We start from the raw sequence: 26,427 nt of genomic DNA, 5'->3' as shown, positions 1-26,427 counted from the left end.
CGTCAGCTCTCACACGCCGCGCTCGACGGGCATCCTGCCCCGCTCGACGGCCGTCACCAGCGCGGCATGGTCGGCTTCGGTCTGGTCGGCGTAGCGGCGGGCGAACGCGCACAACGCCTTGTCCACCTTCTCGGAGCGGCCGAGGTATCCGGCGATCATCGACGCCCCGCTGGTGCGCGCATGCCCTTTGGCGAGCAGCTGGCCGACCACCGCGGTGTAGTCGATGAGCGCCTCGGAGTCCATCGCGTCCAACGGGATGGTGCCCTTCATGTTGCGGAACTGCCGCACATAGAACTGCAGGCCGTCCATCGTCGTCCACCCCAACAGCGGATCGCTGACCGTCTGCAGCGCCTTCTGGTACTCGACCACACGCTGACCCTGATGTGCGTGCCACGCCGATTCGCCGTGCACGTAGCGCGCCAGTACCGAGCGGCGCGCCTGTTTGAGCTGCAGGAAGACCACGTCCTCGGGTGAGGAGCCCTCCAGCAGAGCCACGTAGGCGCGCAGACCGACGCTGCCCACACCGACGACCTTGTGCGCGACGTCGACCAGGGTGTACCCCCCGAGCACCCGGCGCCAATGCGTGGACAGCGTCGGGAGGTAGTCGTCGAGCGCCTCCGCCAGCGCCTCGGCTTCCCGCTCGGGCAGGCGCGTGATCAGCGGCGGTTCCTCGACGATCTGGCGGACGCCGTCGACCTCCTCGGTGAACCGGGGCACGGCACGGTCGCTGGTCCGGTGACGGGCACGCTTGGCTGAGCGCCGCACCTCGTCGGCCAGCGGCCCGTGCGCTTCTCCCGCCAACCGGTCCACGTCGAGGCGCGCGAAAGACCGCGAGAACAGCGGCTCGTCGGCCAGGCGGCGCACCTCGCTGCGATACGCCGCGACACACGAGCGGACCGCGCACCCGCAGTCCTCCTCCGACGAACCGTTGTGGCGGCCGGCCACCCAGATGCTGGCGACCAGGCGGCGCAGGTCCCATTCCCACCCGCCGGGGTGGGCCTCGTCGAAGTCGTTGAGATCGATGACCAGATCGCGCTCCGGTGATGCGTAGAAGCCGAAGTTGCCGAGGTGGGAGTCGCCGCAGACGACCGGTGTGATGCCGGTGGCAGGCAGATGCGCGACGTCCTCGGCCATGACGACGGCGCTGCCGCGAAGAAATCCGTACGGCGAGGCGACCATGCGCCCCACCCGGATCGGAACGAGGCGGTCCACCCTGCCGCGGTGGTTCTCCTCGATGAGTGCCACCGGGTCAGGCCTGCCGGCGGGAGGGGTCCAGTCCGCAAGCGCTTTTCGAGGCACCCGCTGACGCAGGCTCTTACCGAGCGCGTACCGCTCGGCCCGCGTCACCGGTTGTTGCCTCAACGAGTGGTATGCCGCACTGTCGGTCTCCGCCAGAACGGTGTGCCGTGTCGGCTCAGCAGTGGTCATCGGGTTCCATGGTGCGCGGGTCGGCGGCCCGGCGTTGGCATTCGGCGCAGTTTTGTTGCCGAAACGGAGCTCCGCCCCCCACTACAGTGACCCCATGACTGCTGACCGGACGGGCGACGGGACGTTGTCCAAACGGCAATTGCAGCGTGCCGCTTCGGTCGCCCGCATCGTCTCGGCAGCCCAGGAGCTGCTGTCTGAGGCAGACCGATTCTCCGACATCTCCGTCGACCAAGTGATTGCGCGAGCGGGCATTTCACGGTCGACGTTCTACAGCTACTTCGACGACATGGGTCACCTGCTGCGTGCCGTCAGCGAGGGCGTGGTGGAGGAAGTGGTGACGTCAGCTCGCGCGTGGATGGATCTCGACACCGGTGCCACCGAAGCGCAACTGGTCGACATCTTCTCCGATCTGGTCGCGACGTATCGGCGTCGCGCCAAGCTGCTGGCCGCGTTGGCCGAAGCCTCCGTTTACGATTCGGGCGTTCGCGACGAGTGGCACCGATTGCTCACGACAGGCCACGTCGAACTCGCCAAACACATTCGGCGGGCACAGAAAGCCGGTGGCGCGCGTGCCTCGATCGATCCCGAGAGCACGGCGGCGTGGCTGGTGTGGATGGTCGAACGCGGCCTCTATCAACAGGTGCGCCCCGCCAGTGCGGCCGGGCGGCGCCGGCACGTCGCATCACTGGCGGCGATCGTCTGGCACGCCCTCTACGCGCCGGATCCGGGCTCAGATACCAGCAGCGACAAGAGGTAACTGCCGCCGATGCGATCACCCCGTGGCGGCAAGGCCCCGTACTGACGCATCATCTCGGTGATCTCGTACTGCGCGAGATATCGGGACAGCAGGCCGTCACGGAACTCCAGGAAGATGTCGCACCCGTAGGTCTCGAAACGCCCGGTGCCGTAGCGCGCCGGACCGGTTCCGCGCTGGATGAACAGGAACAGGCCACGTCCGTCCTCGGGCGCGGTGAAGAACTGCACTTCCTCGAAGGTCACGTCGGGCATGACTTTCCAGATCATGTCGACGTAGGCCGGCATCGCGTCGATGCCGGTGATCACGTGTGGCCAGAACACGGTGTCGTCCCAGACGATCTCGGGATGCAGGAGCGCCAACACCTTCTCGGTGCTGTGCGAGTTCCAGGCGTGACTCCAACGGGTTCCGAAGTCGCGCAGGAACTCTGGATCGTGGGGCGTGGCGCTCATGGGCGACTCCGTTCTAAGCGACAGGGGGCTCGATGTGTCGTGCGGTGACGGTCGAGACGGTGCACAAGGTTCCGTCATCGGTGTAGCCGCTCACCTGTGTCAGTGCGAAGCGGCGACCGACACGCACGACTGATGCCCGCACGGTGATCCCGGCGGCCGGCACACCGGGTCGCAGGTAACTCGTGTGCACGTGGGCGGTGGCGAGGTCGCGGTTCGCGGAGCTGATCGCCTCGGCGGCAACCATCTCGGCCAGGCAGGCCCAGACCCCCCCGTGGAGGACGCCGAATCCGTTGGTCCACGTCGCGGGTTCGGCGAGCCGGGCGGAGATGCCGTCGGCCGTGCTGCGGTAGGTGACCCGCAGTAGGTCCTCCAGCGACGCAGCTGAGCTCGAAACAGGCAGTGGCGACGAGGAATCGCGCGCCTGGCCGCGCTCGGCGGGGACGTTGACCGTGCGGGTGGTCGCCATCACCACGGGATTGCCCGCACTGTCGCTCATCGTCCCGGTGGCGAATCCGGAATGCCGCTCCAATCTCACCGGTGATCCCGTGAGGCGCAGGACCTCATCCGGACGTACCGTGGCACCGACGAGGTCCAAGGTGAGCTCAGCCGTCAACGACCAGTGCCCCGGCGGGCGACGCAGAAATCCGACCTCTCCCAGGACGTGGTCGACGGCGACCGCGAGAGCACCGGCGCGCACGCGGCCGTGGTCGTCGACCGCCCAGGGCGGTACCACGTAGTCGCAGAAGCTGTCCGGCAGTTCGGGTTGGCAGTTGCGCACTCCGAAGCGCGCCTCGACAGACGTGGGGTCGGTACCGGCGCAGCGCGGAGGCAGCGTGGACGCCGCACTCCCGGACGTCGTCACAGCGAGGGCTTCGCCAGTCGCTCCGTGGCCCGGCTCCGACCGGACTTCAGTCGGTTGATGCCGTCGTCGATGCGCCGGGTGAACAGGCCGCGCTGGAGAAGATCCTGCGTCACGCGGAGCTCGTAGGCCGTGGCGCTCACGTGGTCCATGTTCTGCGACCGCAGCGCAACCTCTTTGAGCACCGTCGTCAGCTCGGCCCCGGACTCAGCGATCTGCTTGGCCAACGTCAGCGCGGTCTCGCGCAGCCTTCCGACGGGGACGACTTCGTCGGCCAGGCCGACCCGTAGCGCTTCCTGCGCGCCGATCGGGTCGCCGGTGAAGAACATGCGGCGACTGCGTTGTGTGTTCATCTTGCCGACCATGCCATGGTAGAAGCCGTTCATGGCGTACTTCACCTGAGTGGAACCGAATACGGCGTTCTCGGAGGCGATCGTGATATCGCACATGTTCGCGACGTCCATGCCATACCCGGGCGCGACACCGGCCACTGCTGCCACGGTCGGCTTCCGGTAGTCATACAGGTCGGTCATGAACCGTAGGGCGAGATCGGTGAAACGGGTGCGCTCGTCGCCCCTGGTCCCCTGGAGGACGTCGAGAGCCCAACCGGCGCAGAAGTATTCCTCGTTGCCGATGATCAGGACCGCGGCGACGTCGTCGTCGTAGGCCCACTCGGCGAGCGCGGCGATCAGCTCTTCGTGCAGCTCCCATCCCAGCGCGTTGCGCTTCTCCGGGTGGTTGAGCTGCAGGATGCCCACACCGTCTTCGGCGCTCGTGATCAGGTACTTGCGAACGGCCATGATCGAAAAACATACACGGCGTTCGAGTTTTACTCAAAAAGTCGAACGCCGTGTATGGTTTTTTCAATCGGTCCGGTGAGGACCGTCGACCGCCACCGAGGAACCCCATGACCGTGCCTCCCGAACGGGTGCAGCAGTACGAGGCACTCGGCTCGTGGACCGAAGACCGCGTCGGCGACCTGGTCCCCCGGCAGGCAGCCACCCATCCCGATCGCGAACTCTTCCTCTTCCAGGGGCGCCGGGTCACCTACCTCGAGTTCGATTCCTGGGTCACCGCGGTGGCCTCCGACATGGTTCGCCGCGGTGTCACCCGTGGCGATCGCGTCGTCGTGCAGCTGCCCAATTGCCTCGAGGCGCTGGTAGTGCAGGTCGCAGCCTTGCGTATCGGAGCGCTGGACGTGCCCGTGATACCGATCTACCGCCAGCACGAGACACGGCAGATACTCGCCGACACCCGTCCATCGGTGGTCGCCGCCGCGGCCACCATCGGCGACCGCCGACCGCCGACCGAAATCGACCACCTGCTCGCAGAACTCGGCCACCAGCCCGCGGTGCGGTACCTGGTGGGTGGCGTGGCACCGGGATGGTCACCGGTCCCCGACGACATCTCCGGTCACGCCACTCTGCCCGATCCCGCAGCCGCGCACGAGCCGGCGGTGATCTTGTACACCTCGGGCACCACGTCGGCCCCCAAAGGTGCTGTCCTGTCCTCGCGTTCACTGCTGGCGCAGCTGCGCAACATGACCGGCATCGCCGGCCTCGACCACAGCACCGTGGTCGCCGTGGGGACTCCGCTGTCACATCTGAGTGGACTCGTGGCCGGCCTGCTACTGCCCGTCTTCCTGGGCGCACGCGCTGTCATCCTGCCCGCCTGGCGCCCCGACGAGGCCGTCGACGTCATCGCCACGGAGAGGGTCACCACCATGATGGGCGCGACGGTGTTTCTCCAGGACCTGGTGTCCGCGTACACCCGCGCCTACGACACCGACCATCGGCTCACCGCGTACATGTGTGCCGGCGCCACCATTCCGCCCGGGCTGATCCGGGCCGCTGCACAGGTCGGGATCTTCGCCACGCGGCACTACGGAATGACCGAGACCGCGGGTATCTGCACCGGAGCAACCGCCGACGACCCGATCGACAAGCGCGAGAGCTGGGATGGCCGCCTGCTGGCGGGCATGGAGATCGACGCCGTCGACGAGCACCACAGACCCGTCGCACCCGGGCACGACGGCGAACTCCGCATCCGCGGTCCTCAACTGTTCGACGGATACACCGACACCGCCGTCACGACAGCACAATTCGACGACGACGGCTGGTTCTACCCCGGAGACCGCGGCATCGTCGAGGACGGCTGGGTGCGGATGACCGGCCGCAGCAAGGACATCGTCAATCGCGGCGGCGAGAAGTTCTCCACGCAGGACATCGAGGCAGCCTTGCTCAGCCACCCGGACGTGCGCGCGGCAGCCGTGACCGCGGTGCCCGACTCCCGATTCGGCGAGGCCGTCGGCGCGTGGATCGTCCTGGCCGACGGTGTCGCGTGGACCGGACACGAGACGTACGTGCGCCATCTCCACGACGCGCAGCTCGCCAAAGCCAAACTCCCCGTCGAATGGCATGTTGTGGAATCGATTCCGACCACCGCGAGCGGGAAAGTCCAGAAGTTCCGTCTCCGTGAACTCACCGACCTGGCCGACAGTGCCGACGTCTCGATTCCGGGGAGGGCCTGACATGACCGCACCGACGGTATCGGCGCCGCGCAGCGTCTACGACGACGACCACGAGCAATTCCGCGCCACCGTCAGAGGTTTCATCGAGACCACCGTCGCCCCGAATTTCGACCGCTGGGAAGCAGCCCACATCGTCGACCGGTCGATGTTCAGCAGCGCGGGCACACAGGGGATGTTGCTGTTCAACACGCCAGAGCGCTTCGGGGGCGCCGGAGTCGACGACTTCCGCTTCAACGCCGTTCTCGACGAAGAGTTCGGCCGCTCCGGGTACTCCTCCGCCGGTTTGGGTTTGGCCCTCCAGAACGACGTCGTAGGTCCCTACTTCACCGATCTCACCACCGACGATCAGAAGCAGCGATGGCTGCCCGGCCTGACCGACGGCACCCTCATCGGCGCCATCGCCATGACCGAGCCCGGCGCCGGGAGCGACCTGTCCGGAATCCGCACCCGCGCGGCCCGCGACGGCGAGTTTTACGTGATCAACGGCGCGAAGACCTTCATCTCCAACGGGCAGAACTGCGACCTCGTCGTCGTCGCCGCCCGCACCAGCGACGACAAGCACAAGGGTTTGTCCCTGTTCGTGATCGAAGATGGTACAGCGGGATTCGAGAAGGGACGCAACCTCGACAAGCTCGGTCTACACGGCCAGGACACCAGCGAACTCGGCTTCACCGACGTACGCGTGCCCGCCGACAACCTCCTCGGGCAGGAGGGTGAGGGCTTCTACCAGTTGATGCGCAACCTCCCTCAGGAGCGGCTGTCACTGGCCATCACCGCGGTCTCGGCCGCCGAAGGAGTGCTCGCCCGCACTCTTGACTACGTCACCGAGCGGACAGCGTTCGGCCGCCCCATCGGCACGTTCCAGCACAACCGCTTCCTGCTCGCTGAACTGGCCACCGAGGTGGACATCGCCCGCGTCTTCGTCGATCACTGCGTCAGTGTGCACAGCCGCAAGGAACTGACTGCGGCCCGCGCGGCGAAAGCCAAGTGGTGGACCACCGAACTCCAGGTCCGCGTCGCCGATCGGTGCCTGCAACTGCATGGCGGTTACGGATACATGCGCGAGTACTCGATCAGCCGCGCGTTCGCCGACGCCCGAATCCAGACGATCTACGGCGGGACCACCGAGATCATGAAGGAAATCATCGGCAAAGACCTCGGCCTGTAGCCACGCTCGACCACCACTTCGAAAGGGACACCAGTCATGTCGACGTTCACCGAAATCCTCACCGATGTCACCGACGGCGTCGGAACGATCACCTTCAATAGGCCCGACCGCCGCAACGCGTTGAGCCTGGAACTCATGGCCGACCTCAGCGACTGCCTGGACCAGTGGCGCACCGACGACGACGTCGCGTGCGTCGTGATCACCGGTGGCGACAACGTATTCTGCGCCGGCCTCGACCTGAAACTGCAGTCCGTCTTCACCGGAGAGACCCGCGTCGAGTACTCCAATGCCTGCATGCGTGCCTACGGCACGCTGCTCGACTACGCCAAGCCCACCATCGCCGCCGTCGCCGGTCCCGCGCTCGGCGGCGGATGTGACATCGCGGTGTTCGCCGACATCCGCGTCGGCTCCGAGGACGTGGTCATGGGCTACCCCCAGATCAAGATGGGCCTCACCCCGTACTTCTCCCCGCTGTGGAAGATCGTCGGGCTCAGCCAGGCGAAATTGCTCACCTTCTCCGGCGACCGTATCGACGCCGCCGAAGCCTTCCGCATCGGCCTGCTCGACCGCCTCGTTCCGGCCGGCCAAGTAGTCGGCGCCGCAACGGAATTGGCGCGATCGATCGCCGGCACCACCACAGCGTCGGCGATGAACAACAAGGAGATGGCCCTGCGGGCGCCCGCGATGGACCCCATCGCCGCCCTCACTTACGAGACACTCGCCTACCGCGAAGTCATCTGGCACCCCGAGGTCACCGACCGTATCGGCCAGGCGTTCCGCAACCTGCGCAAGTGATCAGCTGACGCCGTCAGAGTCTCCCGCTCACCGGGCGGCCGGTTGTTCATCGCCATCAGCGTCTGCAACCGTGTGGTCTCCGGAGAGACGTCAGGGAGAAGGGCGACATGAAAACCGTCTTGTTGATCCTGCTCGCGATCTGCGCTTCGGCGCTCGGCCCTCCTCCCGCGGTGGCAGAGACTCCGCACGGCAATTTCGAGCTCCGCCTCGAGGGTAGATACGACTTCCACACGTGGATCTGGGCGCTGGCGAGCTGCGACGGCGACTGTGTTTTCGTCCAGGCAATTCCCCAACCGGTCGCGAGGGCATTCCCCTACGCCGGCGATGCGTGGCTCGATGACGGCCGCTACACCCTTGCTGTGGATGTCCCGGACGGATTGCGCTGCGGCAATGTGTATTACGGGACGACGATCCCCACTCACGACGTCTACACCTGGGACGCTGTCACCCGCGTGGGTACGCTCACCTCGTCGTTCGATGCCGGGTGCGACGGCAAACCTGGCACGCTGACGTATCCGTTCTCCCTGTCGCTGATGTAGCGCCGACCTTCACCTGTCGACCGGACGTGCGGCCATGGTCTTGGCGTCCATTCCGCCGAGAGATCCCGCGCCTGTCTCGGCATTGTGCGCGTGGGCGAAGTGGTGCAGCCCGAACACCGATTCCATGCCATTGCGCAGTCCCATCTGGTCTTCGCACTGGTTGACGGCCCGTTTGGCCAGCGCCAGTCCGAACGCCGGCATCTGCGCGATGCGCTCGGCGAGATCGAGGGTCGCCGGCTCGAGTGCATCCCGCCGCACCACGCGGTTCACCATCCCCACCTCGTGGGCCCGCTGAGCGGTGAATCGTTCGGCGGTGAAGAGGATCTCCTTGGCGAACCGCGGGCCGAGAACCCAGGGATGGGCGAAGTACTCGACGCCCGGAATCCCCATTCGCACAACAGGATCAGCGAAGAATGCATCGTCCGCGGCGACGATGACGTCGCAGACCCACGCCAACATGAGGCCGCCGGCGATGCATGCGCCGTGCACCATCGCGATCATCGGCTTCGGGATGTCGCGCCAGCGCCGGCACATCCCGAGATAGACCTCCATCTCGCGGGCATAGCGCTGATCACCGCCGTCTCTTCCGACGTGGTCCCACCACATCACGGCCTGATTGTCATAGGACACGTGGTGGTCGCGGCCCGGGGTTCCGATGTCATGGCCGGCACTGAAGTGGTCACCGTTGCCGGCGAGAACGATCACGCCGATGTCGTCGTCGTCGACCGCGCGTCGAAACGCCGCGTCCAACGCGTAGGTCATGACCGAGTTCTGCGCGTTGCGGTACCGGGGCCGGTTCATCGTCACCACCGCAACTCGACCGATGGCCTCGTACGTCACCACATCGTCGGATGAGTCGCTTTCAGGTGTCGCCACCGTGACCACCTTTCTGCTCGTTGTCGTCGAGCCAAGGGTGCGTGGCACGAAGGCATTGCGGCAGAACGGGTTCCACTCATCGGGAGTCGCGCGGATCACATACCAGGGGCCTCAGGCCGGATCGAACGAGGAGATTCGCCAGGCGCCGTCGACCTTCGTGAGCCCCACTTTCACGCTGCTCGCCGCCTGGGCCGAGGTCGGATTGTCGCGACTGGTCGTCGACTGGTTGATGAACAGCAGCACATGCGCGCTGTTGGGGCGGGCATCCATCACAGCGGAGCGCACCACTGTGGCGCTGGCATGAACGTCTTTCTGCTTGGCTGCCGGTACCAGGATCTGCTCGGCGAACTGGCTGTAGTAGGTGAGGAAATCGCCGGTGAGGTGAGAACGCGCAGCCGCGAGGTCCTGGTCGAGACTGGCAGGCGCGTAGGACAACAACGCCACAGCGCCCTCCTTTGCGGCGGCGAGCGCCTGCGCCGAGGCAGCTGCGGTTTCGCGATCCTCACGGTGGGGCCCGAAGAAGACCACCGCGGCGATCGCGATCGACATCACCAGGAAGCAGACGGTGGCGATCAACCGCCAGCGCGCCGCCAGCACCCGGCGCCACGTTCCCGCCGCGGTGGCCGCTTCCGGGGCCTGCGGCTCCTCTACCGACTCCTCGGCCGCGGTGGACGTGTCCTCATCGATGCTGGCGGTCACGGCACGAACTCCACTTTCGTCAGTTTCATCTGCTGGCCGTCATCGACCATGTCCACGCTGAGCCGCCAGTTGCGCGGCTGTTGGTACGCTCCGGCGGAATTGCTGACGGTCGTCGCGGCGGTGACGAGCACGGTGGCGGTGGTGGGGGTCATCGATTCGACGGCGACGGCCTGTGCGTCAGCCTTCGTCACCGACTTGGACTGCTGCGCCGTTTTGACGAAATCCTGCGCTTCGGCCTGGAAGTCGTCGTGGAACTGGCCCGCGGAGTTGTCGAGGATCTGACGCACGTTGTCTTCGGCCTTGGCGCTGTCGATGGACATCAAGGTGACGACAGCCTGCGACGCGGCGGCCGCGAACGCGGCGCGACGTTGCACCTCCCGCTGCTCGAGATGGTGCCCCCACAGCAGATATCCACTTGCTGTCAGGAGCGCGACGCCCGCGAGAAGTGCGATGACGGAGACCAGCCCTGTCACACTCGGTCGCCACCGCCTGCCCCGGCCGACAACAGAATCGGTGGGCTCCGGCGCGACGGCGTCATCATCGGGCTGCGGGTCTGCTTTGCGGCGCAATTCGTCGGCGCGGGCGCGCGCCGTCGCGGCCCGGGCTTCGGCCTCGACGGCTTCAGCTTCCGCCTGGCCGATCAGGGACTGTTCTTCGGTCGCGGTCGTCTTGTCGACGCGGCTCATCAGCCGCATGGCCTACCTCCCGATACACGCATCACTGTGACTGCTGCCACACGGTAAGCGGGCAGACCACCTGGCGACACCGGACATTCCCACCCAGCGGTCACCGCTGGTCTACCAGTGCCGCATCGAGCACAACGCTCCGCGTGGCCCCTCGCCGTGATCGACGTCGACACCGTCGACGGCCAACTGACAGCGCACGGTGACAGGAGCGGGCGAAGGCGGCCCTGCTGCGGTCACCGTGACCATGGCCCACTGATCGGGTGCGGCCAACGTGGCCTCGTGGATCCACGGTGCCCCCGGCTCGAGCACGACGTCGTCGCGCGGGCTGAATCGGTAGGGGTCGTGGCTGTAATCGGCCCATGACGGGGGATCCACGTCGCGGTAGTAGATGCCGACGTCGATGGGACGGTCGGTGGTCACGGTGTAGGTCACGCGATGCCGCGGCGCGCGGTCATCGGCATGCGCCGTCGATGTCACGGTCGTGCACAGCGCGCAGGCGACCAGCACGCAGCCGGCCGCGCCGGTCTTCGGGGACTTCGTCATCTCAGGCGTCTCCACGAACCCAGCGGGCGGTCCCGTCGACCGCGATGCAGGACAGGAACAGCCCGTCGGGCGCCTGGGCGACCGTGTTCATCGCACCCTCACATGACGAATTCTCTTCTCGGATGCCCTCCAGCGGCGGTGACCGGAAATAGCGGGGGGCATAGCGCCGCGGGGAGCCGCAGAACACCAACCTCCCCCACGAGGTCGTGCCGAACACGTAATGAGCGGTGTCGGCGCACGGCGCGCCGAGAACCACGCCGCCGGTGATACCGGGCACGCAGGACGGGTCGTTGCACTCCAGGGGTGCGGCGTGGGCGCTGGCCGGAAGGCCGAGACCCGCGATGAGGAGCGCCGTTGTCGCGATCACCCGTGCCTGCACGGCCGACACTGTGCCACCGCAGGCGCGAAGCGTCGTTGTATTGCCCACTGGGTGGGAGGTTTACGGCCACAACGCACCAGACCGGGGAAAGTGTGCGGCGACGTGAGGAGTGAGCCAATGCGGTTGTCGAAGGCGTCGGTTGCATGGGGAGTCCTGACCGCCGCGGCGGCAGTGGCCGGTCAGTCGGGCCCGGTCGCCGGGGCATCCCCGCAGTGGGGCCTCAACGGCACCTACGTCGCCACGTCCGACGGCGAGTGGGCGAAAACCTACGACGTGTTCAAGGACGCGGCCAGCACCCGCAGTATGTGGTCGATCAGCACGTCGTGCAGCTATCCCGGCGAGTGCAGCGGCACCGTGCACAGTGACTTCGGTTGGGATGCACCGATCTACCAGAAGAGTGGGGTCTGGTACGTGAAGAAGATCGTCGATGGGTGGCAGCAGTGCCCCGATGGCAGCGCCGCACCCGGGCTGCAGGTGTTCCGCTTCTACCCCGCCACCGCTGACGGTAGCGAGACCGATCCGACCTCGACCACACTGATGGGTGAGGATTCGACGACCGGGACCAGCGGATCGTGCGGGAGCAGCAAGGTGCTGTTCACGACGATGCCCTTCAAGCTGGTCAAAGCCGGCTGAGCCGCAGCACCTCTCAGCTCGGGAAAAGGTCTTTCCAGCTGCGTTCACCGTTGTGCGGCACCAGATCCGCCTGCCGATACACCTCACCGGAAGGGGTGGCGTACTGGCCGGTTCGCGGATCGTAGGTGGCGATGGCCACCGACGGGCCACCGGAAACGTTGGGGCGGTGCGCGCTTGGCGCCACCGTGGCATTCTCGGGGGTTGGCCCAGCCCCCGCGGCGGGCGCCTCTTGCGGTGGGGCGGCGGGTGCCGGCGGGGTGCCTTCCAACGGCCCGTGGATTGCCCCGTCGCGGTCGACACGGGAGTCTGGCGGGACGCCCTGGGCCAGCAGATTCGGATCGATGGGGTACGGGCCGAGCACGTGCTGACGCATGGCCAGCGGCTCGTAGGGCTTGTCGCTGTCGCAGATCTCGACGGTGGGCGCACGCTTGCCCGGGTTGCCCATACAGGGATAGTTGCGTGCGCCGCGCACTCCGATGGGCGAGTCCTGCGGGAGTTTGCAGTACAGGCCATCGGGGGTGTCGATGTCGCTCGTGTCTTCCGGTGATCGCCACGCAGAGGGCGGAAGGAATCCCACCGTGCACGCCGGAGGGTCACCGATGGTCAGCGTGAAGTCACCCAGCGACATACCCGTCGGATTGTTCTTCGGCGCACCATACGACTGGGTCGACGCGACCACGGGCGGCAGAAGCACCAGCAGTTGCTCCAGGGCCGGCTGGTAGGTGACGCCGACCTGACCGAGGGTGGTCAGGTTCGCCAGCAGTATCGGCAGCGTGGGCTTCACGTCGTTGAACAAGCGTGACGCCTCGTCGGCTGCACCGGGCCCGGTCGACAGCAGAGTACGGATTTGGGGGTCGTTGGAGGCCACCTGCCCGGTGATGCCGGCGAGGCTACGAGCCCACGTGCGGATGGCGTCAGCCGATTCGGCCTGACCGTCGAGCAGCGGTGCGCTGTCGTCGATGAGCGCTTTCGTCTGGTCGGCGTGGGCGTTGGCGTCGCCGATCAATTGCGACGACGAATCCAGCAGTGATCCGATGTCGGGCCCGGTTCCGTTGAAGGCGGTGAAGGTCTCGTCCAGCAACGGGCTGATCTTGTCTTTGGGGACGCTGCCGATCAGCGCGCTGACCTGGTCGAGCATCGGGCCGACCGCCTGCGGGATCGATGTGTCGGCGATAGAGATCACCGATCCGTCTCGCAGATACGGACCTGCGTCGCTGCGGGGCTGCAGGTCGACGTACTGCTCGCCGACCGCCGAGACACTGAGCACCGCGGCGTGCAGGTCAGCCGGGATCTTCGGCGACGTGTCCAAGGACAAGGTGGCCTCGGCGCCGTCCCTGGTGGGTCGTACGTCGGTCACCTTGCCGACCTGGACGCCGCGGTACGTAACATTCGAGAACCGGTACAGGCCACCGGTTCCGGACAGTTGGAGCGTGACGGTCATGCGGCCGATGCCCAGCAGGGTGGGCGCCTGCAGGTAGGTCACCGCCATCACCGTGATCCCGATGACCGAGGCGATCGCGAACAGGACGAGCTGTGTGCGGATCAGGCGGGTGAGCACTAGCTTCCTCCTGCGGTCGGGGTGACCGGCGCTGGCGCAGCCCCCGGTGACGCGTCAGCACCTTCTGCGGGCTGATCGATCAGCGGCGGCATGGTGGAGACATTCTTCGGAGCGGGAGTGATCGGCATGGCGATCGGATCCTTGGTGTAGTTGGCGTACCAGGGATCTCCGGGTGCGGGCACCAGGGGCGCACCTTCCTGACCCCACCGGGTGCCCAGGAACAGGCCCCGCTTCAGCCGCGGAATCGTGAAGTCGAAGGTGATGAAGATGTTCATGTAGTCGCCGCGGATCGCTCGGTCGATGAAGTTCTGCGGATACGGGTAGGTCGGCACGAAGGCCAGATCTGCGGCCAGGTTGGGTCCCACGTCGGCCAGCGCGCGCACCGTGGGTTCGAGGTTGCGCAGGTTGGTCAGCAGGTCGTCGCGGGTGGCGTTGATCACCGTGGTGGCGGTGTCGCTGAAGTGCCCCAGCTTCTGCAGCGCGGTGGTGATGCGAGGCCGTTCCCTGACCAGCACGTCCAGCGCCGGCGGAATGCGTTGCAGCGCCTGGGTGATGACGTCGCGTTGGCCGGCCAGCGTGCCCGAGAGGCGGTTGAGCGCGGCGATGGACGCGTTGATGTCGTCGCGTTGGTCGGCGAAAATCCCCACCAGGTTGTCGAGTCGGGTGAGCAGGTCGCGGATCTTGCTTTGGCGACCGTCGAGCGCGGCGTTGAATTCGGTGACCAGTTCCCCGATCTTGCCCAGACCGCCGCCGTTGACGAGCACGGACAGCGAGGACAGGGTCTGTTCGGTGGACGGATAGGTGGAGGTCTGGTTCAGCGGGAGCGTCGCTCCGGGCGTCAGACGTCCGGTTGCGGCCTGGCCGAGCGGCGGGTCCAGGGCGACGTGCATGGAACCCAGCAGGCTGGTCTGGCCCACGGTCGCAACGGCATTGGCGGGGATGACGACGTCGGGTTTGACGGAGATCTCGACATCGGCATGCCAGTTCCGCACGGTCATCCGGGCCACGCTTCCGACGATCACGTCGCTGACCATCACCGGTGAATTCGGTTCCAACGTTCCCACATTGGTCAGTTCGAGGCGATAAATGGTGGCGTCGGCTCCCCGGCCGACGGTGCCGGGCAGCGGCAACGAGTTGAGGCCGTTGAAGGCGCAGCCCGTCAAGGTCACCACCGAGGCACATCCGATCGCCGCGAGTCGGAGGACGGATCGTCGTCTGGTCATGGCGTGCCTCCGGAGGCTGGTGGTGCCGGGGACGGCGCGGCCTCGGCGGGCAGCAGCATGTCTTGCAGGGAACGCCCGGGCGCGCTGACGGGTGCAGGTGCGGGCACGCCGGGCGGGATCGGGGCGCCGGGGAACAGTGCTGGGGACGGGTTGGCGGGCACCGCGGGGTTCGGCGCGTACGCCCCTGGCGGCCCGGGGGGCGTTCCCCACCCCGCGGGGGGCGGTACGTCGCCAGCCCCGGTGTAGGCCGAGACTGCCGGCGGCGCCGTCACGGGCTGGGGCCGCCCTCCGGGACCTCCGGGGGCGATGTTGGGATCGGTGTAGACCAGGTTTCCGGGGCTGGGCGACTTCCGGAGGTAGGCGTTGAACGGCATCGGCAGGTAGTTGAAGTTGATCAGAGACAGTGCGGGCCCGAGGTATTGGGCGCACAGCTTGGATGTCTCTGGGGCGGTGGCGTTCTTGACCGCGGCGATCGCCGAACACACCACCGCCACGGGATCGGCGAAGTTCGACATGGCGAACGCGCCGACGGCGGTTCCGCTGTCAGGGTTGTAGATGTTGTACCCGTTGGCGATGGCGTTGGGTGCGACGTGCAGGAGGTTCTCGAGTCTGAGTTTGTTGTCGACCAGGTTCTGGGTGACGTTGGTAAGGCGCTGCAGCTGTTCGACTGTCTGGTTCCTGCTTCCGGCGATGAAGCGCTGGACATCCCCCACGGCGGTCGCGAGGTTGGTCAGCGCGGCGTCCAGGTCGGTGCGGCTGCCGTCGATGACACTGGTGACGCTGGCCAGCCTGTGCTGGAACTCGACGATCTGAGTGTTGCTGTCCCGCAGTGCCGTGACGAAGACCTGCAGATTTTTGATGATGTCGGTGATGTTGCCGCTGCCCTGAGCGAGGACCCTGCCGACGCCGGCGAGTTGGCTGAGCGCCTGGTGCAGTTTTTCACCGTTGCCGTCCATCGCTGCCGACGCGCTGTCGATGAATCGGCTCAGTGATGTGGCCGACGCACCACCCAGCGGTCCCAGGTCGGTGGCCAGACGCATGAGCTGGTCTTTGACCTGATCCCATTCCACCGGAACAGCGGTGCGCTCCAAACCGATTCGGGCTCCATTCGCCATGACCGGACCCTGGTCCTCGTAGGCAGGGGTGAGCGCAACATAGCGGGCCGCGACCAGGTTCTGCGCCATGATGATCGCTTTGGCGTCGGCGGGGATGGCGACACCGTGGTCGATGGCGAGCGTCAGTGTGGCGTGGTCGCCGACAGGGTCGATACTGGCAATCCGGCCGATTTTCACCCCCGCGACGCGCACGTCGTCACCGGGATAGATCGCGGTGGCCGAGCTGAAGTCGGCAGTGACGGTCGTCGGTCCGAAGAAGCTGTGCCGCACCAGCACCGCCGACGCTGCCACGCCGAGGGCGATCAGCACGATCAGGGCCACTCGGGTGATGGACGCACGGTGGCGGGTGATCATCGGCTGCCTCCGGGAATGCCGTTGCGGGGCCAGGGGAATTCTGCGCGGGGCCCGGCGTTGTCGGGGGGTTGGCCGGCGTTGGTGCCGCGCCGGAATCCGAACGCGTAATCGAGGAACGGCTGCAGCGTCTGGGACGGCAGCAGATTGCCGATGAACGCGTTGTAGTAGAAGCCGTTGTTGACTGACTCACCCTGTGTGACTTGATACTTCGCCAGCCCGGAGAGGGCGCTGGCGATGTTGTCGCGGTTGCGCTCGAGCATCTCGGTCACCGAGTTGAGCTGCTCGAGGGTGGGGGCTAGTTCCTCTTCGTTGTCGTGCACCAGACCGGACAACTGCTGCGCGAGAGCCGAGGTGTTGGCCAGCAGGGTGACGATCTGATAACGGCGCTGGTCCAGCACCTCGGTGAGGGCGTTGGCGTCGAGCAGCAACGTGTTGACCTGTTGGCTGCGCTCACTCAGAATCCCGGTCACGTCGGCTGCGTTGCGTAGCAGATTCGCCAACGATTCGTTGCGGTCGTTGAGCGTTCGAGACAACTCGGTCAGACCGTCGAACGTCGGGCCCAGCTGCGGCGCCATCGCGTCGATGGTGTCCGACAGCGTGTCGAGGGACTGGTTCAGCGCACCGGTGTCGGTCGCGGCGGTGTTGACGGTGAAGTCGCTGACGGCGTCGGTCAGTGAGTACGGAGAGGACGTGTGGGTCAGCGGGATGGTGTCCGCGGTGCGCAAGGTGCCGGCACCTGCAGGTTCGAGGGTGAGCATCCGGGCGCCCAGCACCGTCCCGGTGCGAATGTGGGCGGTGGTTTCGGCGCCGAGATGCACTGCGCTGTCGAGGGTGAACGTCACCAGCGCCTTGCCATGGCTGAGCGAGACGTCGGTGACCGACCCTTTGGTCACCCCCGACACCTTGACGTCATTGCCGGGGGCCAGACCGCCGGCTTCGGCGAACAGAGCGCGGTACTTGATCGCCGTCGCCCACGACCAAATGGCCTGAGGCTGCAGCCCCACGGCGATGACGAGCGCGATCAGGATCACGCCGATGAGTCCGCTGCGGATGAGCTGGGGTCCGCGGTACTTCAGCATCAGGGCTCCCCGCAGCGGCCGTTGTTCTGGGTGATCCAGGGGAAGTAGGCGGTCCGGCCCTGGAGGTCGGTGACTCGTATGTTCATCCCGCACAGGTACTGGTTGATGAAGCTGCCGTAGGAGCCCAGCCGAACCAGCTTGCGGTAGTTCGCCGGAGCCTTCTGCAACGACAGGTCCAACTTGGCCTTGTTCTCCTCGTCGGCGAGCAGAGGAGCCAGCCGGGTGAGTTGATCGACGGTGCCCGACAGCGGCGGGCGTGCCTGGGTCATCAGATCGGCGAGCGACGCGGTGCCGTTGTCCAGTGCGGTGATGGCTTCCCCGATGGGGTCACGTTGCTCGGACAGCCCGGTGATGAGTTGTTGCAATCGCTCTACCGCGCCGGCGAACTGGTCACCGTCGTGGGCCACCGTCGCCATCACGGTGTTGAGGTTTTCGATGAGCTGTTGCACGGTCTGACCGTTGTCGGCGAGTGCCTGAGTGAACGACGACGTGTGCGACAGAAGGGATTGGACGGTGCCGCCCTGTCCTTGCAGGATCTGGATCAGCGAGTTGGTCAGCGCATTGACGTTCTGCGCGTTGAGGCCCTGGATGACGGGCTTGAGTCCGCCCAACAGCAGATCGAGATCCAGTGCGGGCTCGGTCCGCTCGCGCGGGATCTCCGAACCCGGGGGTTGCAGACGGGTCGAGCCGGGGCTGTCCAGCAGCTCGAGGTACCGGTTGCCGACCAGATCGAGGTAGCGCACGGCGACTTTCGTGGAGGTGGTCAACGCGATGTCGCGGTCGGCGTCGAACCGGACGACCACGGTGTTGTCCGGCTGCAGCGCAACATCGCCGACCGTGCCGACGCGCAGTCCCGCGACGCGCACCGAATCGCCGGCTTTGAGGCTGGACGCATCGGTGAACACCGCGGAGTAGTCGTTGGTGGACCCGGTGCGGAATTGTCCCATGATGGCGAACAGGGCGGCGGTCAGCAGCGCCATGATCACGCCGAACACGCCGAACTTGATCGCGGTGCCGTAGCGGCCGGTCATCCGGGCTGGCCGATCTGTGCGGTGTTGCGAGGCGGACCGTCCAGCGGGCCGAACAGCGCCTGCTTGAGGGCGTCGGAGTTCAGCAGGATTCCCTGGTTTCCGTACTGAGCCGGGTTGGCGTCGATGTCGGTCACCACGAACGGGGGGCGTTCCCCGAAGCCCACATTGGGCAGGCCCATGCATTGCGGACCGCCGGTGGCCGCGACCTTCGGCAGATTCTTGGGATATCGATAGCGTTCGGTGCCGAGCAGGAAGGAGTCGAGGAGCATGATCCCGGGCAGCGGTTGCGGCGCACCCGTGGCCAGGGGTTCGACACCCTTGAGCGCGCACGTCAACGCGGGGTTGTACCTGTTGGTCAACGTGGTGGTCGGCACCAGTAGACGCATGGTGGTGGCCAGCGAATCTCCGTTGGCGGCAACGACGTCGGTGCCGATGTCGGCCAGCCCTATCGTGCTGATCAGCAGGGTGTCGAGGTCCTGCTGGCGATCGACGAGGGTGTCGCTCAGACGCGTCGCGCTCTCTGCCGTCGTCGTGAGGTCGGGCGCGACGTCCGCGTATGCGTTGAGGACACCGGGTGCGACGGACAGCTCGTGGCGCAGCACCGGGAGGCTGGGCTCGAGTGTGGCCAGCAGGTCGTCGAAGTCTGCCATCGTCTGTCCGAGTTTGTCGCCGCGGCCGCCGAATGCCTGGGCCAGCGCGCCCAGGGTTTCGTTGAGCTTCTCGGGTTGAACTTCGCTGAGCACCGTGACCAGCTGCTCGAAGACGGTGTTGATCTCGACGGTGACGTGCCGTGCGTCGAGCACCTGGCCGGCGCGCATCGAGTCGGCCGACGGTGTCGTCGGGGGAATCAGGTCGATGACCTTCGCACCGAAGACCGTGCTCGAGGCGATCTGCACCCTGGCGTTGGCCGGAATCAGCTCCAGATCCCGCGGATTCATCGCGAGCCGGATCGCGGCCTGCCCGTCCGGCAGCGAGTCGATGGCGACGACCTTGCCGACTTGCGCCCCGTGCCATTTCACCTTGGCTTCGGGGTTCATCACCAGCCCGGCTCGCGGCGAGAGGACCGTCACCGACGCCGTCGGGGCGACCCCACCACGGAACAGCGCCACGGCACTGGCGATGACGGCGGCGATCACAGCCAGTGCGACGGTACCCGTCCACATGCGTACAGCGTTGTTCGACAAGGGATTCTGCTAACCGGAGAGATTGAAGTTGCCGTTGGAGCCGTAGACCGCCAACGAGGTGAGCAAGGTGATCGAGACCACCACGATCAACGACGTGCGTACCGCGTTGCCGACGGCGACCCCGACTCCCGCGGGGCCGCCCGACGCGAAGTACCCGAAGTAGGTGTGCACCAACAGGATCGCGAGCGCCATGAGAATCGCCTGGAGGAAGGACCACAGCAGGTCGATCGGGTTCAGGAACGTGGTGAAGTAGTGGGTGTACAGACCGCCGGACTGCCCCAGCAGCACCACGGTGGTGAACTGGCTGGCCAGAAACGACAGGATCACCGCGATCGAATACAGCGGCGTGATCGCCACCATGCCGGCGACGATGCGGGTGCTCACCAGGTACTCGACGGCCCGGATGCCCATCGATTCCAGCGCGTCGATCTCCTCGTTGATGCGCATCGCCCCCAACTGCGCGGTGACACCGGCACCGAAGGTCGCAGCCAGGCCGATGCCGGCGACGATAGGCGCCGAGATGCGTACGTTGATGAAAGCCGCCAGGAAGCCGGTGAGCGCCTCGATGCCGATGTTGCCGAGTGAGCTGTACCCCTGGATCGCCAGTACCCCACCGGTGGCCAGTGTCAAGAAGCCGACAATGACCACCGTTCCGCCGATCATCGCCAACGTCCCTGCGCCCATGCTGATCTCGGCGATGAGACGGATGACTTCGCTGCGGTAGTGAGCGGCCGCGTACGGCATCGCCCGTAGCGCTCTCCCGTAGAACAGGACGTGATCGCCGATGCCGCCGATGATGACGGCCGGCTGTCGCGTCACCCGCGCCAGCCGGGGATAGGTCGATTGAAGAGCCACCGTAGTGCCGCCCGTCACTTGCTGGTCATCTGGATGCCGATGGCGGTGACCACGACGTTGACGACGAACAGCGCCATGAACGCGTAGACCACGGTCTCGTTAACGGCGTTGCCGACGGCTTTGGCGCCGCCGCCGCTGATGGTCAACCCGCGATAGCAGGCCACCATCCCGGCGATGAGACCGAACAGCGCGGCTTTGACACAAGAGATGACGACTTCCGGAATGCCGGTCAACAGCGTGATGCCCGCGGCGAACGCACCCGGGTTGACGTCCTGCACGAAAACGGAGAACAGGTAGCCGCCGAGAATGCCGATGATCACCACCAGGCTGTTGAGCAGCATCGCGACCAGTCCCGAGGCGAGCATCCGGGGCGTGACCAGTCGCTGTATGGGGTTGATGCCGAGTACTTCCATCGCATCGATCTCTTCGCGGATCGTGCGAGATCCGAGATCTGCACACATCGCCGTCGCGCCCGCGCCGGCGACAATGAGCACCGTCACCATCGGGCCGACCTGAGTGACCGCGCCGAACGCCGCACCGGCTCCGGACAGGTCCGCCGCCCCCAGCTCGCGCAGCAGGATGTTGAGCGTGAACGACACCAGCACGGTAAACGGAATCGCCACCAACAGGGTGGGCGCCATGGACACCCTCGCCACGAACCACGACTGGTCGAGGAATTCGCGCCATTGGAACGGTCCGCGCACGACGAACTTGGCCGCGTCGACCGACATGGCGAACAATCCACCGATCCCCTGCAGCGGGACGGCGAATTGTCGCTGCGGCATCGCTTCCTCCTGTGACCGGGGACACGTCTTGACCCCGGGGAACCTTCGCAGCTTCGCCGTGAACAGACCATGGAGTGTCCCGCCCATCGGGAGGCGCAATCGTCCGCCGCGGGTCACCGGTCACCGGAACGCGGCGTTGCGCCCGCAGCACCATGCGTGTGACGCTCGGCATGACGATCCCCGGCAACGAGAAGAGGACCCGTGTCACATTCTGCTGCTGTCCCGAGCGCAGCCGAGACGTTGCGTGAAACAAGCACCGATGCAGGGGTTTTGCGCTACTACGACACCGGGGACACCGGGTCTGGGCCGGTGGTGTTGTTCCTGCACGGGTCGGGGCCTGGAGTGACGGGATGGCGCAACTTCCGCGGCATTCTGCCGACCTTCGCCGAGCACTTCCGGTGTCTGATCCTGGAGTTCCCCGGGTTCGGGGTGACCGATGACTGGGGTGGGCACCCGATGGTCACCGCACAGGGCACCGTCGTCCCGTTCCTGGATGCGTTGGACATCGAGCGGGCGCACATCGTCGGCAACTCCATGGGCGGTGGGGTGGGCATCAACACCGCGATCGCCGCGCCCGAACGAGTCGACCGCCTGGTGACCATCGGCGGGATCGGCACCAACGTCTTCTCCCCCGGACCCAGTGAAGGCATCCGACTGCTTCAGGAGTTCACCGAGGACCCGACCCGGCAGCGTCTGGTCGACTGGCTGAACTCGATGGTGTTCGACCAGGCGCTGGTGACCGAGGAGCTGATCGAGGAACGGTGGGCGCTGGCCACCGATCCCGAGACATTGGCCGCCGCACGCCGGATGTACGGCAAGGCCGCGTTCTCGGCCATGATGGCGGCGATGGCGTCGTCCGAGGCACCGCTTCCATGGGCGCGCATGCACAAGGTCGCGGCGCCGACATTGCTGACGTGGGGGCGCGACGATCGAGTCAGCCCGCTGGACATGGCGTTGATACCGATGCGCACGATCCCCGACGCCGAGCTGCATGTGTTCCCACGCTGCGGGCACTGGGCGATGATCGAAGCGAAGGCTGCGTTCGAATCAGTGGTCACTACTTTTCTTCGGCGGGTGGCCTAGCACACGTCCGCTGGGCGGAACACGACCGCCTGTTCTGCGCGACCACCTCTCTAGCGTGATCGCACCGCCCGAAGGGATCACCATGCTCGACAACGCAATCCGTGACGCGGCCGCGCACACGCTGCGCCGCGCCGAACAGCAGCGACGCCCGATCGACCCGCTCATCGACTCGTACCCCGATCTCGACGTCGCCGACGCCTACGCGATCCAGCGCGCCAACATCGCCGAACGCCTCGCCGCAGGCGCGCAGATCTGCGGGCACAAGGTCGGCCTGTCGTCACCGGTGATGCAGCAGATGATGGGTGTCGATGAGCCCGATTTCGGTCATCTGCTGACCGACATGGTCGTCGACAACGGCGCAGTCGTCGATCTGTCGTCGCTGTGCCACCCCCGCATCGAGGTGGAGGTGGCATTCGTTCTCGGGGCCCCGCTCCCCGCAGACTGCACCTCTGACGACGTCCTGAGAGCCACCGAGTATGTCAGCGCTGCAATCGAACTCATCGACAGCCGGATTTCGAACTGGCGCATCGGCATCATCGACACGATCGCCGACAACGCGTCATCGGGCAAGTTCGTCCTAGGCCCTGACCGCGTGGCACCCGATGTCCTCGACCTGGCTGACGTCGATACGGCGCTGTACTCGGGGTTCGGCGGTCGCGACGTACTGGTGACGCGCGGCTCCACCAGCGCGGTCCTCGGACATCCGGCCAATGCGGTGGCATGGCTGGCGCGCACCCTGTCCGCATACGACGTCACGCTCGAAGCAGGGCACGTCGTGCTGTCCGGGTCGTGCACCCGCGCGATCGACGTGGCCAAGGGTGACCATTTCCGAGCCGAACTCACCGGAATCGGTGAAGTCTTCGTCGAATTCGTTTGAAACAGTGCTCTTTCAATGTCAGGAGTAAGCCGCATGGCTGACAAGGCAACCGTGGCGATCGTCGGGTCGGGCAACATCAGCACCGACCTGCTGTACAAGCTTCTGCGGTCGGATTGGCTCGAGCCGCGGTGGATGATCGGTATCGACCCGGACAGCGAGGGTCTGGCGCGGGCCCGCAAGCTCGGGTTGGAAACCTCCCACGAGGGTGTGGACTGGTTGCTCGCGCGAGATGAGATGCCCGACATGGTGTTCGAGGCGACCAGTGCCTATGTGCACCGGGATGCGGCGCCGCGGTATGCCGAAGCCGGTATCCGCGCGATCGATCTGACTCCGGCGGCGGTCGGGCCGGGGGTGATCCCGCCGGCGAACCTGCGCGAGCACCTCGACGCTCCGAACGTGAACATGGTGACCTGCGGCGGCCAGGCGACCATCCCGATCGTCTACGCCGTGAGCCGGGTGGTCGGCGTTCCGTACGCGGAGATCGTCGCGTCGGTGTCCTCGGCGTCGGCGGGACCCGGCACCCGGGCCAACATCGACGAGTTCACCAAGACCACCAGCGCCGGCGTGGCGAACATCGGCGGTGCGCAGCGCGGTAAGGCGATCATCATCCTCAATCCCGCCGATCCGCCGATGATCATGCGCGACACCATCTTTTGTGCCATTCCCGACGACGCCGACCACGCCGCGATCACGCAGTCGATCAAGGACGTGGTGGCCGAAGTGCAGACCTATGTGCCCGGCTACCGGCTGCTCAACGAGCCGCAGTTCGACGAGCCGTCGGTGGTCAACGGCGGCACCCACGTCGTCACCACGTTCATCGAGGTCGAGGGTGCGGGGGACTACCTCCCGCCGTATGCGGGAAATCTGGACATCATGACCGCCGCGGCGACGAAAGTCGGCGAGGAGATCGTGAAGGACGGGCTGGCTGCCACGCGCGATGAGCGCTCGCGCGAAGAGCAGACGATTTCAGGAGGTCACGCATGAGCGGCATCTACTTCGACCCGATGTGGGACGTGCGGATGACCGACACGTCGCTGCGGGACGGGTCGCATCACAAGCGGCATCAGTTCACGAAAGACGAAGTGGGTGCGATCGTCGCGGCACTGGACACGGCCGGGGTGCCGGTCATCGAGGTCACCCATGGTGACGGGCTGGGCGGGTCGAGCTTCAACTACGGGTTCTCGAAAACGCCTGAGCAGGAGTTGATCAAGCTGGCCGCCGAGACGGCCAAGGAATCCAAGATCGCGTTCCTGATGCTGCCCGGCGTCGGCACCAAGGAAGACATCAAAGAGGCGCAGAACAACGGTGGGTCGATCTGCCGGATCGCCACGCACTGCACCGAGGCTGATGTCTCGATCCAGCATTTCGGGCTTGCGCGTGAGCTCGGCCTGGAGACGGTCGGGTTCCTGATGATGAGCCACACCATCTCCCCGGACAAGCTGGCCAAGCAGGCCCGCATCATGGCTGATGCGGGCTGCCAGTGCGTCTACGTCGTCGACTCGGCCGGCGCTCTGGTGCTCGAAGGCGTGGCCGAGCGGGTGGCGGCGTTGGTCGCCGAACTCGGCGACGACGCGCAGGTGGGTTTCCACGGACACGAGAACCTCGGCCTGGGCGTGGCGAATTCGATCGAGGCGGTCCGTGCCGGGGCCAAGCAGATCGACGGTTCGTGCCGACGCTTCGGCGCCGGGGCCGGCAACGCGCCGGTGGAGGCGTTGATCGGCGTGTTCGACAAGATCGGCGTCAAGACCGGCATCGATTTCTTCGACATCGCCGACGCGGCTGAAGAGGTCGTCGCGCCGGCGATGCCGGCCGAATGTCTGCTGGACCGCAACGCGTTGATCATGGGCTATTCGGGCGTCTATTCGAGCTTCCTCAAACACGCCATCCGCCAGTCCGAGCGCTACGGCGTGCCTGCGCACAAGCTGCTGCATCGCGCCGGGCAGCGCAAGCTGATCGGCGGCCAGGAGGACCAGCTGATCGACATCGCGCTGGAGATCAAACGCGAGATGGACGCGGCGTCCCAGTAGACCCGCCGAACGCACGGTTTCTGACGCAGAATTCGACACGGCTCGTCAGAAACCGTGCATTTGCGAACCCCGCGAGAAGGCGGCCATCCGATACAGATACCGCGGGATCGTCGCCGTGGGAACCCGGCGGGGCCAGTGGTCGGCGCGGAAGTACGCATCAGATCCGCCGTCGACGAAGATGACACTGCCACAAAGGAAATCGGCGGCGTCGGAGAGCATGAAGTGTATCCAGGCGGCGATGTGGTCGGGATCTCCGAAGCCGCCGACGGGCACCGGGAACGTCTTGACCGCTTTGGCTTGGCGCGGTGTGGCCAGTTGTTCGTCCAGCAGCGGCGTATCGACCGCGCCGGGTGCGATCGCGTTGAGCCGGATCCCGGCGCCCGCCCACATCGGCTGCACCGCCGTGCGGCGGACCCAGCGTGCCACGGCAATCTTCGACGCGCCGTATGCCATCGCCGGTGCGGTCGAGCCGAACACCCGGACCGCGCGGGACGCAGCGCGGAGGTCGCCACGCAGGAGTGCGCGCTGGGCGCGACGAGGCACCATCGGCATGGTCGTTGCTGAATTACTGCCCACCACAACGACCTTCGCGGCCCCCGCAGCCGCTAAAAGCGGCTGCCAGGCCTGCGCGAGCTCGACCACACCGAAGTAGTTGACCGAGAGGATCGTTTCGGCACTGCCCTTGCCGGGGCGTGGCCCCACCCCCGCCGCGAGGACCGCGCCGTCGAGCTGTCCGTCCGCCGCGGCCAGGACCGCTGCCGCCGCGTGTGCACGCCCGTCCGGGGTGGATAGATCCGCGATGACGTCGGCATCGCGCAAGTCGACCGTGATCACGCGGTGCCCGTCGGTGCGAAGTCTCTGCGCTGCGGCGCGGCCCATTCCGGAAGCAGCACCCGTCGCCGCGAAGACACCCAT

Annotated in this window: 28 protein-coding genes; 10 read left to right on the top strand and 18 right to left on the bottom strand. The window is 66.4% G+C overall.

Translation table 11 applies throughout. The features are described from left to right. Window positions 1–9: 9 nt before the first annotated feature. Window positions 10–1,428, bottom strand: coding sequence for a DUF2252 domain-containing protein (locus PGN37_RS10450; protein ID WP_335330959.1), 1,419 nt, complete (start codon window positions 1,426–1,428; stop codon window positions 10–12). A 94-nt stretch (window positions 1,429–1,522) separates the two neighbouring features. On the opposite strand from PGN37_RS10450, the gene PGN37_RS10445 reads away from it, so the two are divergent. Then, window positions 1,523–2,185, top strand: coding sequence for a TetR/AcrR family transcriptional regulator (locus PGN37_RS10445; RefSeq protein ID WP_335330958.1), 663 nt, complete (start codon window positions 1,523–1,525; stop codon window positions 2,183–2,185). Here PGN37_RS10445 and PGN37_RS10440 read toward each other — a convergent pair. From PGN37_RS10440 to PGN37_RS10430, 3 genes are read right to left on the bottom strand one after another with little or no spacing between them, the layout of a single operon-like run. Beyond that, on the bottom strand, window positions 2,140–2,634 hold the full coding sequence (locus PGN37_RS10440; protein ID WP_335330957.1) for a nuclear transport factor 2 family protein: 495 nt from the start codon (window positions 2,632–2,634) through the stop codon (window positions 2,140–2,142). The two genes, PGN37_RS10445 and PGN37_RS10440, sit on opposite strands and share 46 nt — an antisense overlap. Window positions 2,635–2,647: 13 nt before the next feature. Then, a complete protein-coding gene (locus PGN37_RS10435) occupies window positions 2,648–3,496 on the bottom strand; it encodes a PaaI family thioesterase (protein WP_335330956.1) in 849 nt (282 codons plus the stop codon). Next, window positions 3,493–4,293 (bottom strand): enoyl-CoA hydratase/isomerase family protein, encoded by an 801-nt coding sequence (locus PGN37_RS10430; RefSeq protein WP_335330955.1) that lies wholly within the window; start codon window positions 4,291–4,293, stop codon window positions 3,493–3,495. Before PGN37_RS10430 ends, PGN37_RS10435 begins: the two co-directional genes overlap by 4 nt. A 107-nt stretch (window positions 4,294–4,400) precedes the next feature. Between PGN37_RS10430 and PGN37_RS10425 the strand changes: the two genes are divergently transcribed. From PGN37_RS10425 to PGN37_RS10410, 4 genes are all read left to right on the top strand, one after another. Next, a complete protein-coding gene (locus tag PGN37_RS10425; RefSeq protein ID WP_335330954.1) occupies window positions 4,401–6,023 on the top strand; it encodes a class I adenylate-forming enzyme family protein in 1,623 nt (540 codons plus the stop codon). Between the two features lies 1 nt (window position 6,024). After that, a complete protein-coding gene (locus PGN37_RS10420) occupies window positions 6,025–7,191 on the top strand; it encodes an acyl-CoA dehydrogenase family protein (RefSeq protein WP_335330953.1) in 1,167 nt (388 codons plus the stop codon). 36 nt (window positions 7,192–7,227) lie between these two features. After that, complete coding sequence (locus PGN37_RS10415) at window positions 7,228–7,986, top strand: enoyl-CoA hydratase/isomerase family protein (RefSeq protein WP_335330952.1); 759 nt, start codon at window positions 7,228–7,230, stop codon at window positions 7,984–7,986. Window positions 7,987–8,093: 107 nt separating this feature from the next. Continuing rightward, window positions 8,094–8,525, top strand: coding sequence for a hypothetical protein (locus tag PGN37_RS10410; protein WP_335330951.1), 432 nt, complete (start codon window positions 8,094–8,096; stop codon window positions 8,523–8,525). A 9-nt stretch (window positions 8,526–8,534) separates the two neighbouring features. Here PGN37_RS10410 and PGN37_RS10405 read toward each other — a convergent pair whose 3' ends face one another. From PGN37_RS10405 to PGN37_RS10385, 5 genes are all read right to left on the bottom strand, one after another. Further along, the gene (locus tag PGN37_RS10405; RefSeq protein ID WP_335330950.1) at window positions 8,535–9,401 is read right to left on the bottom strand and encodes an enoyl-CoA hydratase; all 867 of its coding nucleotides are present in this window, start codon (window positions 9,399–9,401) and stop codon (window positions 8,535–8,537) included. A gap of 111 nt (window positions 9,402–9,512) precedes the next feature. Continuing rightward, window positions 9,513–10,100 carry a twin-arginine translocation pathway signal gene (locus PGN37_RS10400; protein ID WP_335330949.1) on the bottom strand — a complete coding sequence of 196 codons (588 nt, stop codon included), beginning with the start codon at window positions 10,098–10,100 and terminating at the stop codon, window positions 9,513–9,515. After that, window positions 10,097–10,795: a hypothetical protein gene (locus PGN37_RS10395; RefSeq protein ID WP_335330948.1), complete on the bottom strand. Its 699-nt coding sequence runs from the start codon at window positions 10,793–10,795 to the stop codon at window positions 10,097–10,099. The genes PGN37_RS10400 and PGN37_RS10395 overlap by 4 nt, the downstream gene beginning before the upstream one ends. A gap of 102 nt (window positions 10,796–10,897) precedes the next feature. Beyond that, window positions 10,898–11,329: a hypothetical protein gene (locus tag PGN37_RS10390; protein WP_335330947.1), complete on the bottom strand. Its 432-nt coding sequence runs from the start codon at window positions 11,327–11,329 to the stop codon at window positions 10,898–10,900. A 1-nt stretch (window position 11,330) separates the two neighbouring features. Next, window positions 11,331–11,708, bottom strand: a complete 378-nt coding sequence (locus PGN37_RS10385) for a hypothetical protein (protein ID WP_442932903.1) — start codon at window positions 11,706–11,708, stop codon at window positions 11,331–11,333. Window positions 11,709–11,825: 117 nt separating this feature from the next. Here PGN37_RS10385 and PGN37_RS10380 point away from each other — a divergent pair, with 117 nt between their 5' ends. Continuing rightward, on the top strand, window positions 11,826–12,341 hold the full coding sequence (locus PGN37_RS10380) for a hypothetical protein (RefSeq protein WP_335330945.1): 516 nt from the start codon (window positions 11,826–11,828) through the stop codon (window positions 12,339–12,341). Between the two features lie 13 nt (window positions 12,342–12,354). Here the strand turns inward: PGN37_RS10380 and PGN37_RS10375 are convergent, their stop codons facing one another. From PGN37_RS10375 to PGN37_RS10340, 8 genes are read right to left on the bottom strand one after another with little or no spacing between them, the layout of a single operon-like run. Then, on the bottom strand, window positions 12,355–13,899 hold the full coding sequence (locus PGN37_RS10375; RefSeq protein ID WP_335330944.1) for an MlaD family protein: 1,545 nt from the start codon (window positions 13,897–13,899) through the stop codon (window positions 12,355–12,357). Continuing rightward, window positions 13,899–15,122 carry an MCE family protein gene (locus PGN37_RS10370; protein ID WP_335330943.1) on the bottom strand — a complete coding sequence of 408 codons (1,224 nt, stop codon included), beginning with the start codon at window positions 15,120–15,122 and terminating at the stop codon, window positions 13,899–13,901. The genes PGN37_RS10375 and PGN37_RS10370 overlap by 1 nt, the downstream gene beginning before the upstream one ends. Continuing rightward, complete coding sequence (locus tag PGN37_RS10365) at window positions 15,119–16,591, bottom strand: MCE family protein (protein ID WP_335330942.1); 1,473 nt, start codon at window positions 16,589–16,591, stop codon at window positions 15,119–15,121. The genes PGN37_RS10370 and PGN37_RS10365 overlap by 4 nt, the downstream gene beginning before the upstream one ends. Then, window positions 16,588–17,670: an MCE family protein gene (locus PGN37_RS10360; protein ID WP_335330941.1), complete on the bottom strand. Its 1,083-nt coding sequence runs from the start codon at window positions 17,668–17,670 to the stop codon at window positions 16,588–16,590. Before PGN37_RS10360 ends, PGN37_RS10365 begins: the two co-directional genes overlap by 4 nt. Further along, window positions 17,670–18,701, bottom strand: coding sequence for an MCE family protein (locus PGN37_RS10355; protein WP_335330940.1), 1,032 nt, complete (start codon window positions 18,699–18,701; stop codon window positions 17,670–17,672). Before PGN37_RS10355 ends, PGN37_RS10360 begins: the two co-directional genes overlap by 1 nt. Continuing rightward, the gene (locus PGN37_RS10350) at window positions 18,698–19,864 is read right to left on the bottom strand and encodes an MCE family protein (RefSeq protein WP_335330939.1); all 1,167 of its coding nucleotides are present in this window, start codon (window positions 19,862–19,864) and stop codon (window positions 18,698–18,700) included. Before PGN37_RS10350 ends, PGN37_RS10355 begins: the two co-directional genes overlap by 4 nt. Before the next feature lie 30 nt (window positions 19,865–19,894). Beyond that, on the bottom strand, window positions 19,895–20,758 hold the full coding sequence (locus PGN37_RS10345; RefSeq protein ID WP_335330938.1) for an MlaE family ABC transporter permease: 864 nt from the start codon (window positions 20,756–20,758) through the stop codon (window positions 19,895–19,897). Then, a complete protein-coding gene (locus tag PGN37_RS10340; protein WP_335330937.1) occupies window positions 20,755–21,525 on the bottom strand; it encodes an MlaE family ABC transporter permease in 771 nt (256 codons plus the stop codon). Before PGN37_RS10340 ends, PGN37_RS10345 begins: the two co-directional genes overlap by 4 nt. 201 nt (window positions 21,526–21,726) lie before the next feature. On the opposite strand from PGN37_RS10340, the gene PGN37_RS10335 reads away from it, so the two are divergent. The 4 genes from PGN37_RS10335 (at window position 21,727) to dmpG (ending at window position 25,512) form a co-directional block, all read left to right on the top strand. Further along, entirely contained in the window at window positions 21,727–22,608 is an 882-nt protein-coding gene (locus PGN37_RS10335; protein WP_335330936.1) for an alpha/beta fold hydrolase, read from the top strand. A gap of 82 nt (window positions 22,609–22,690) precedes the next feature. After that, entirely contained in the window at window positions 22,691–23,485 is a 795-nt protein-coding gene (locus tag PGN37_RS10330) for a 2-keto-4-pentenoate hydratase (protein ID WP_335330935.1), read from the top strand. A gap of 33 nt (window positions 23,486–23,518) precedes the next feature. Continuing rightward, window positions 23,519–24,469 (top strand): acetaldehyde dehydrogenase (acetylating), encoded by a 951-nt coding sequence (locus tag PGN37_RS10325; protein WP_335330934.1) that lies wholly within the window; start codon window positions 23,519–23,521, stop codon window positions 24,467–24,469. After that, window positions 24,466–25,512, top strand: a complete 1,047-nt coding sequence (dmpG, locus tag PGN37_RS10320; protein ID WP_335330933.1) for a 4-hydroxy-2-oxovalerate aldolase — start codon at window positions 24,466–24,468, stop codon at window positions 25,510–25,512. The genes PGN37_RS10325 and dmpG overlap by 4 nt, the downstream gene beginning before the upstream one ends. Before the next feature lie 45 nt (window positions 25,513–25,557). On the opposite strand, the gene PGN37_RS10315 is transcribed toward dmpG, so the two are convergent. Beyond that, window positions 25,558–26,427: an SDR family oxidoreductase gene (locus PGN37_RS10315; RefSeq protein WP_335330932.1), complete on the bottom strand. Its 870-nt coding sequence runs from the start codon at window positions 26,425–26,427 to the stop codon at window positions 25,558–25,560.

Origin of the sequence: Mycobacterium kyogaense, assembly GCF_036946525.1 — a bacterium.
GTDB classification, from domain to species: domain Bacteria; phylum Actinomycetota; class Actinomycetes; order Mycobacteriales; family Mycobacteriaceae; genus Mycobacterium; species Mycobacterium kyogaense_A.
The sequence above is the reverse complement of the archived record's forward strand: the minus strand, read 5'-3'. Positions and strand labels throughout refer to the sequence as shown.

What these genes read in the sequence shown, in the direction of transcription:
- PGN37_RS10450 (WP_335330959.1), bottom strand. Translation starts at nt 1,428, where the DNA reads ATGACCACTGCTGAGCCGACACGGCACACCGTTCTGGCGGAGACCGAC.
- PGN37_RS10445 (WP_335330958.1), top strand. Translation starts at nt 1,523, where the DNA reads ATGACTGCTGACCGGACGGGCGACGGGACGTTGTCCAAACGGCAATTG.
- PGN37_RS10440 (WP_335330957.1), bottom strand. Translation starts at nt 2,634, where the DNA reads ATGAGCGCCACGCCCCACGATCCAGAGTTCCTGCGCGACTTCGGAACC.
- PGN37_RS10430 (WP_335330955.1), bottom strand. Translation starts at nt 4,293, where the DNA reads ATGGCCGTTCGCAAGTACCTGATCACGAGCGCCGAAGACGGTGTGGGC.
- PGN37_RS10425 (WP_335330954.1), top strand. Translation starts at nt 4,401, where the DNA reads ATGACCGTGCCTCCCGAACGGGTGCAGCAGTACGAGGCACTCGGCTCG.
- PGN37_RS10420 (WP_335330953.1), top strand. Translation starts at nt 6,025, where the DNA reads ATGACCGCACCGACGGTATCGGCGCCGCGCAGCGTCTACGACGACGAC.
- PGN37_RS10415 (WP_335330952.1), top strand. Translation starts at nt 7,228, where the DNA reads ATGTCGACGTTCACCGAAATCCTCACCGATGTCACCGACGGCGTCGGA.
- PGN37_RS10410 (WP_335330951.1), top strand. Translation starts at nt 8,094, where the DNA reads ATGAAAACCGTCTTGTTGATCCTGCTCGCGATCTGCGCTTCGGCGCTC.
- PGN37_RS10395 (WP_335330948.1), bottom strand. Translation starts at nt 10,795, where the DNA reads ATGCGGCTGATGAGCCGCGTCGACAAGACGACCGCGACCGAAGAACAG.
- PGN37_RS10390 (WP_335330947.1), bottom strand. Translation starts at nt 11,329, where the DNA reads ATGACGAAGTCCCCGAAGACCGGCGCGGCCGGCTGCGTGCTGGTCGCC.
- PGN37_RS10380 (WP_335330945.1), top strand. Translation starts at nt 11,826, where the DNA reads ATGCGGTTGTCGAAGGCGTCGGTTGCATGGGGAGTCCTGACCGCCGCG.
- PGN37_RS10370 (WP_335330943.1), bottom strand. Translation starts at nt 15,122, where the DNA reads ATGACCAGACGACGATCCGTCCTCCGACTCGCGGCGATCGGATGTGCC.
- PGN37_RS10365 (WP_335330942.1), bottom strand. Translation starts at nt 16,591, where the DNA reads ATGATCACCCGCCACCGTGCGTCCATCACCCGAGTGGCCCTGATCGTG.
- PGN37_RS10360 (WP_335330941.1), bottom strand. Translation starts at nt 17,670, where the DNA reads ATGCTGAAGTACCGCGGACCCCAGCTCATCCGCAGCGGACTCATCGGC.
- PGN37_RS10355 (WP_335330940.1), bottom strand. Translation starts at nt 18,701, where the DNA reads ATGACCGGCCGCTACGGCACCGCGATCAAGTTCGGCGTGTTCGGCGTG.
- PGN37_RS10350 (WP_335330939.1), bottom strand. Translation starts at nt 19,864, where the DNA reads ATGTGGACGGGTACCGTCGCACTGGCTGTGATCGCCGCCGTCATCGCC.
- PGN37_RS10340 (WP_335330937.1), bottom strand. Translation starts at nt 21,525, where the DNA reads ATGCCGCAGCGACAATTCGCCGTCCCGCTGCAGGGGATCGGTGGATTG.
- PGN37_RS10330 (WP_335330935.1), top strand. Translation starts at nt 22,691, where the DNA reads ATGCTCGACAACGCAATCCGTGACGCGGCCGCGCACACGCTGCGCCGC.
- PGN37_RS10325 (WP_335330934.1), top strand. Translation starts at nt 23,519, where the DNA reads ATGGCTGACAAGGCAACCGTGGCGATCGTCGGGTCGGGCAACATCAGC.
- dmpG (WP_335330933.1), top strand. Translation starts at nt 24,466, where the DNA reads ATGAGCGGCATCTACTTCGACCCGATGTGGGACGTGCGGATGACCGAC.
- PGN37_RS10315 (WP_335330932.1), bottom strand. Translation starts at nt 26,427, where the DNA reads ATGGGTGTCTTCGCGGCGACGGGTGCTGCTTCCGGAATGGGCCGCGCC.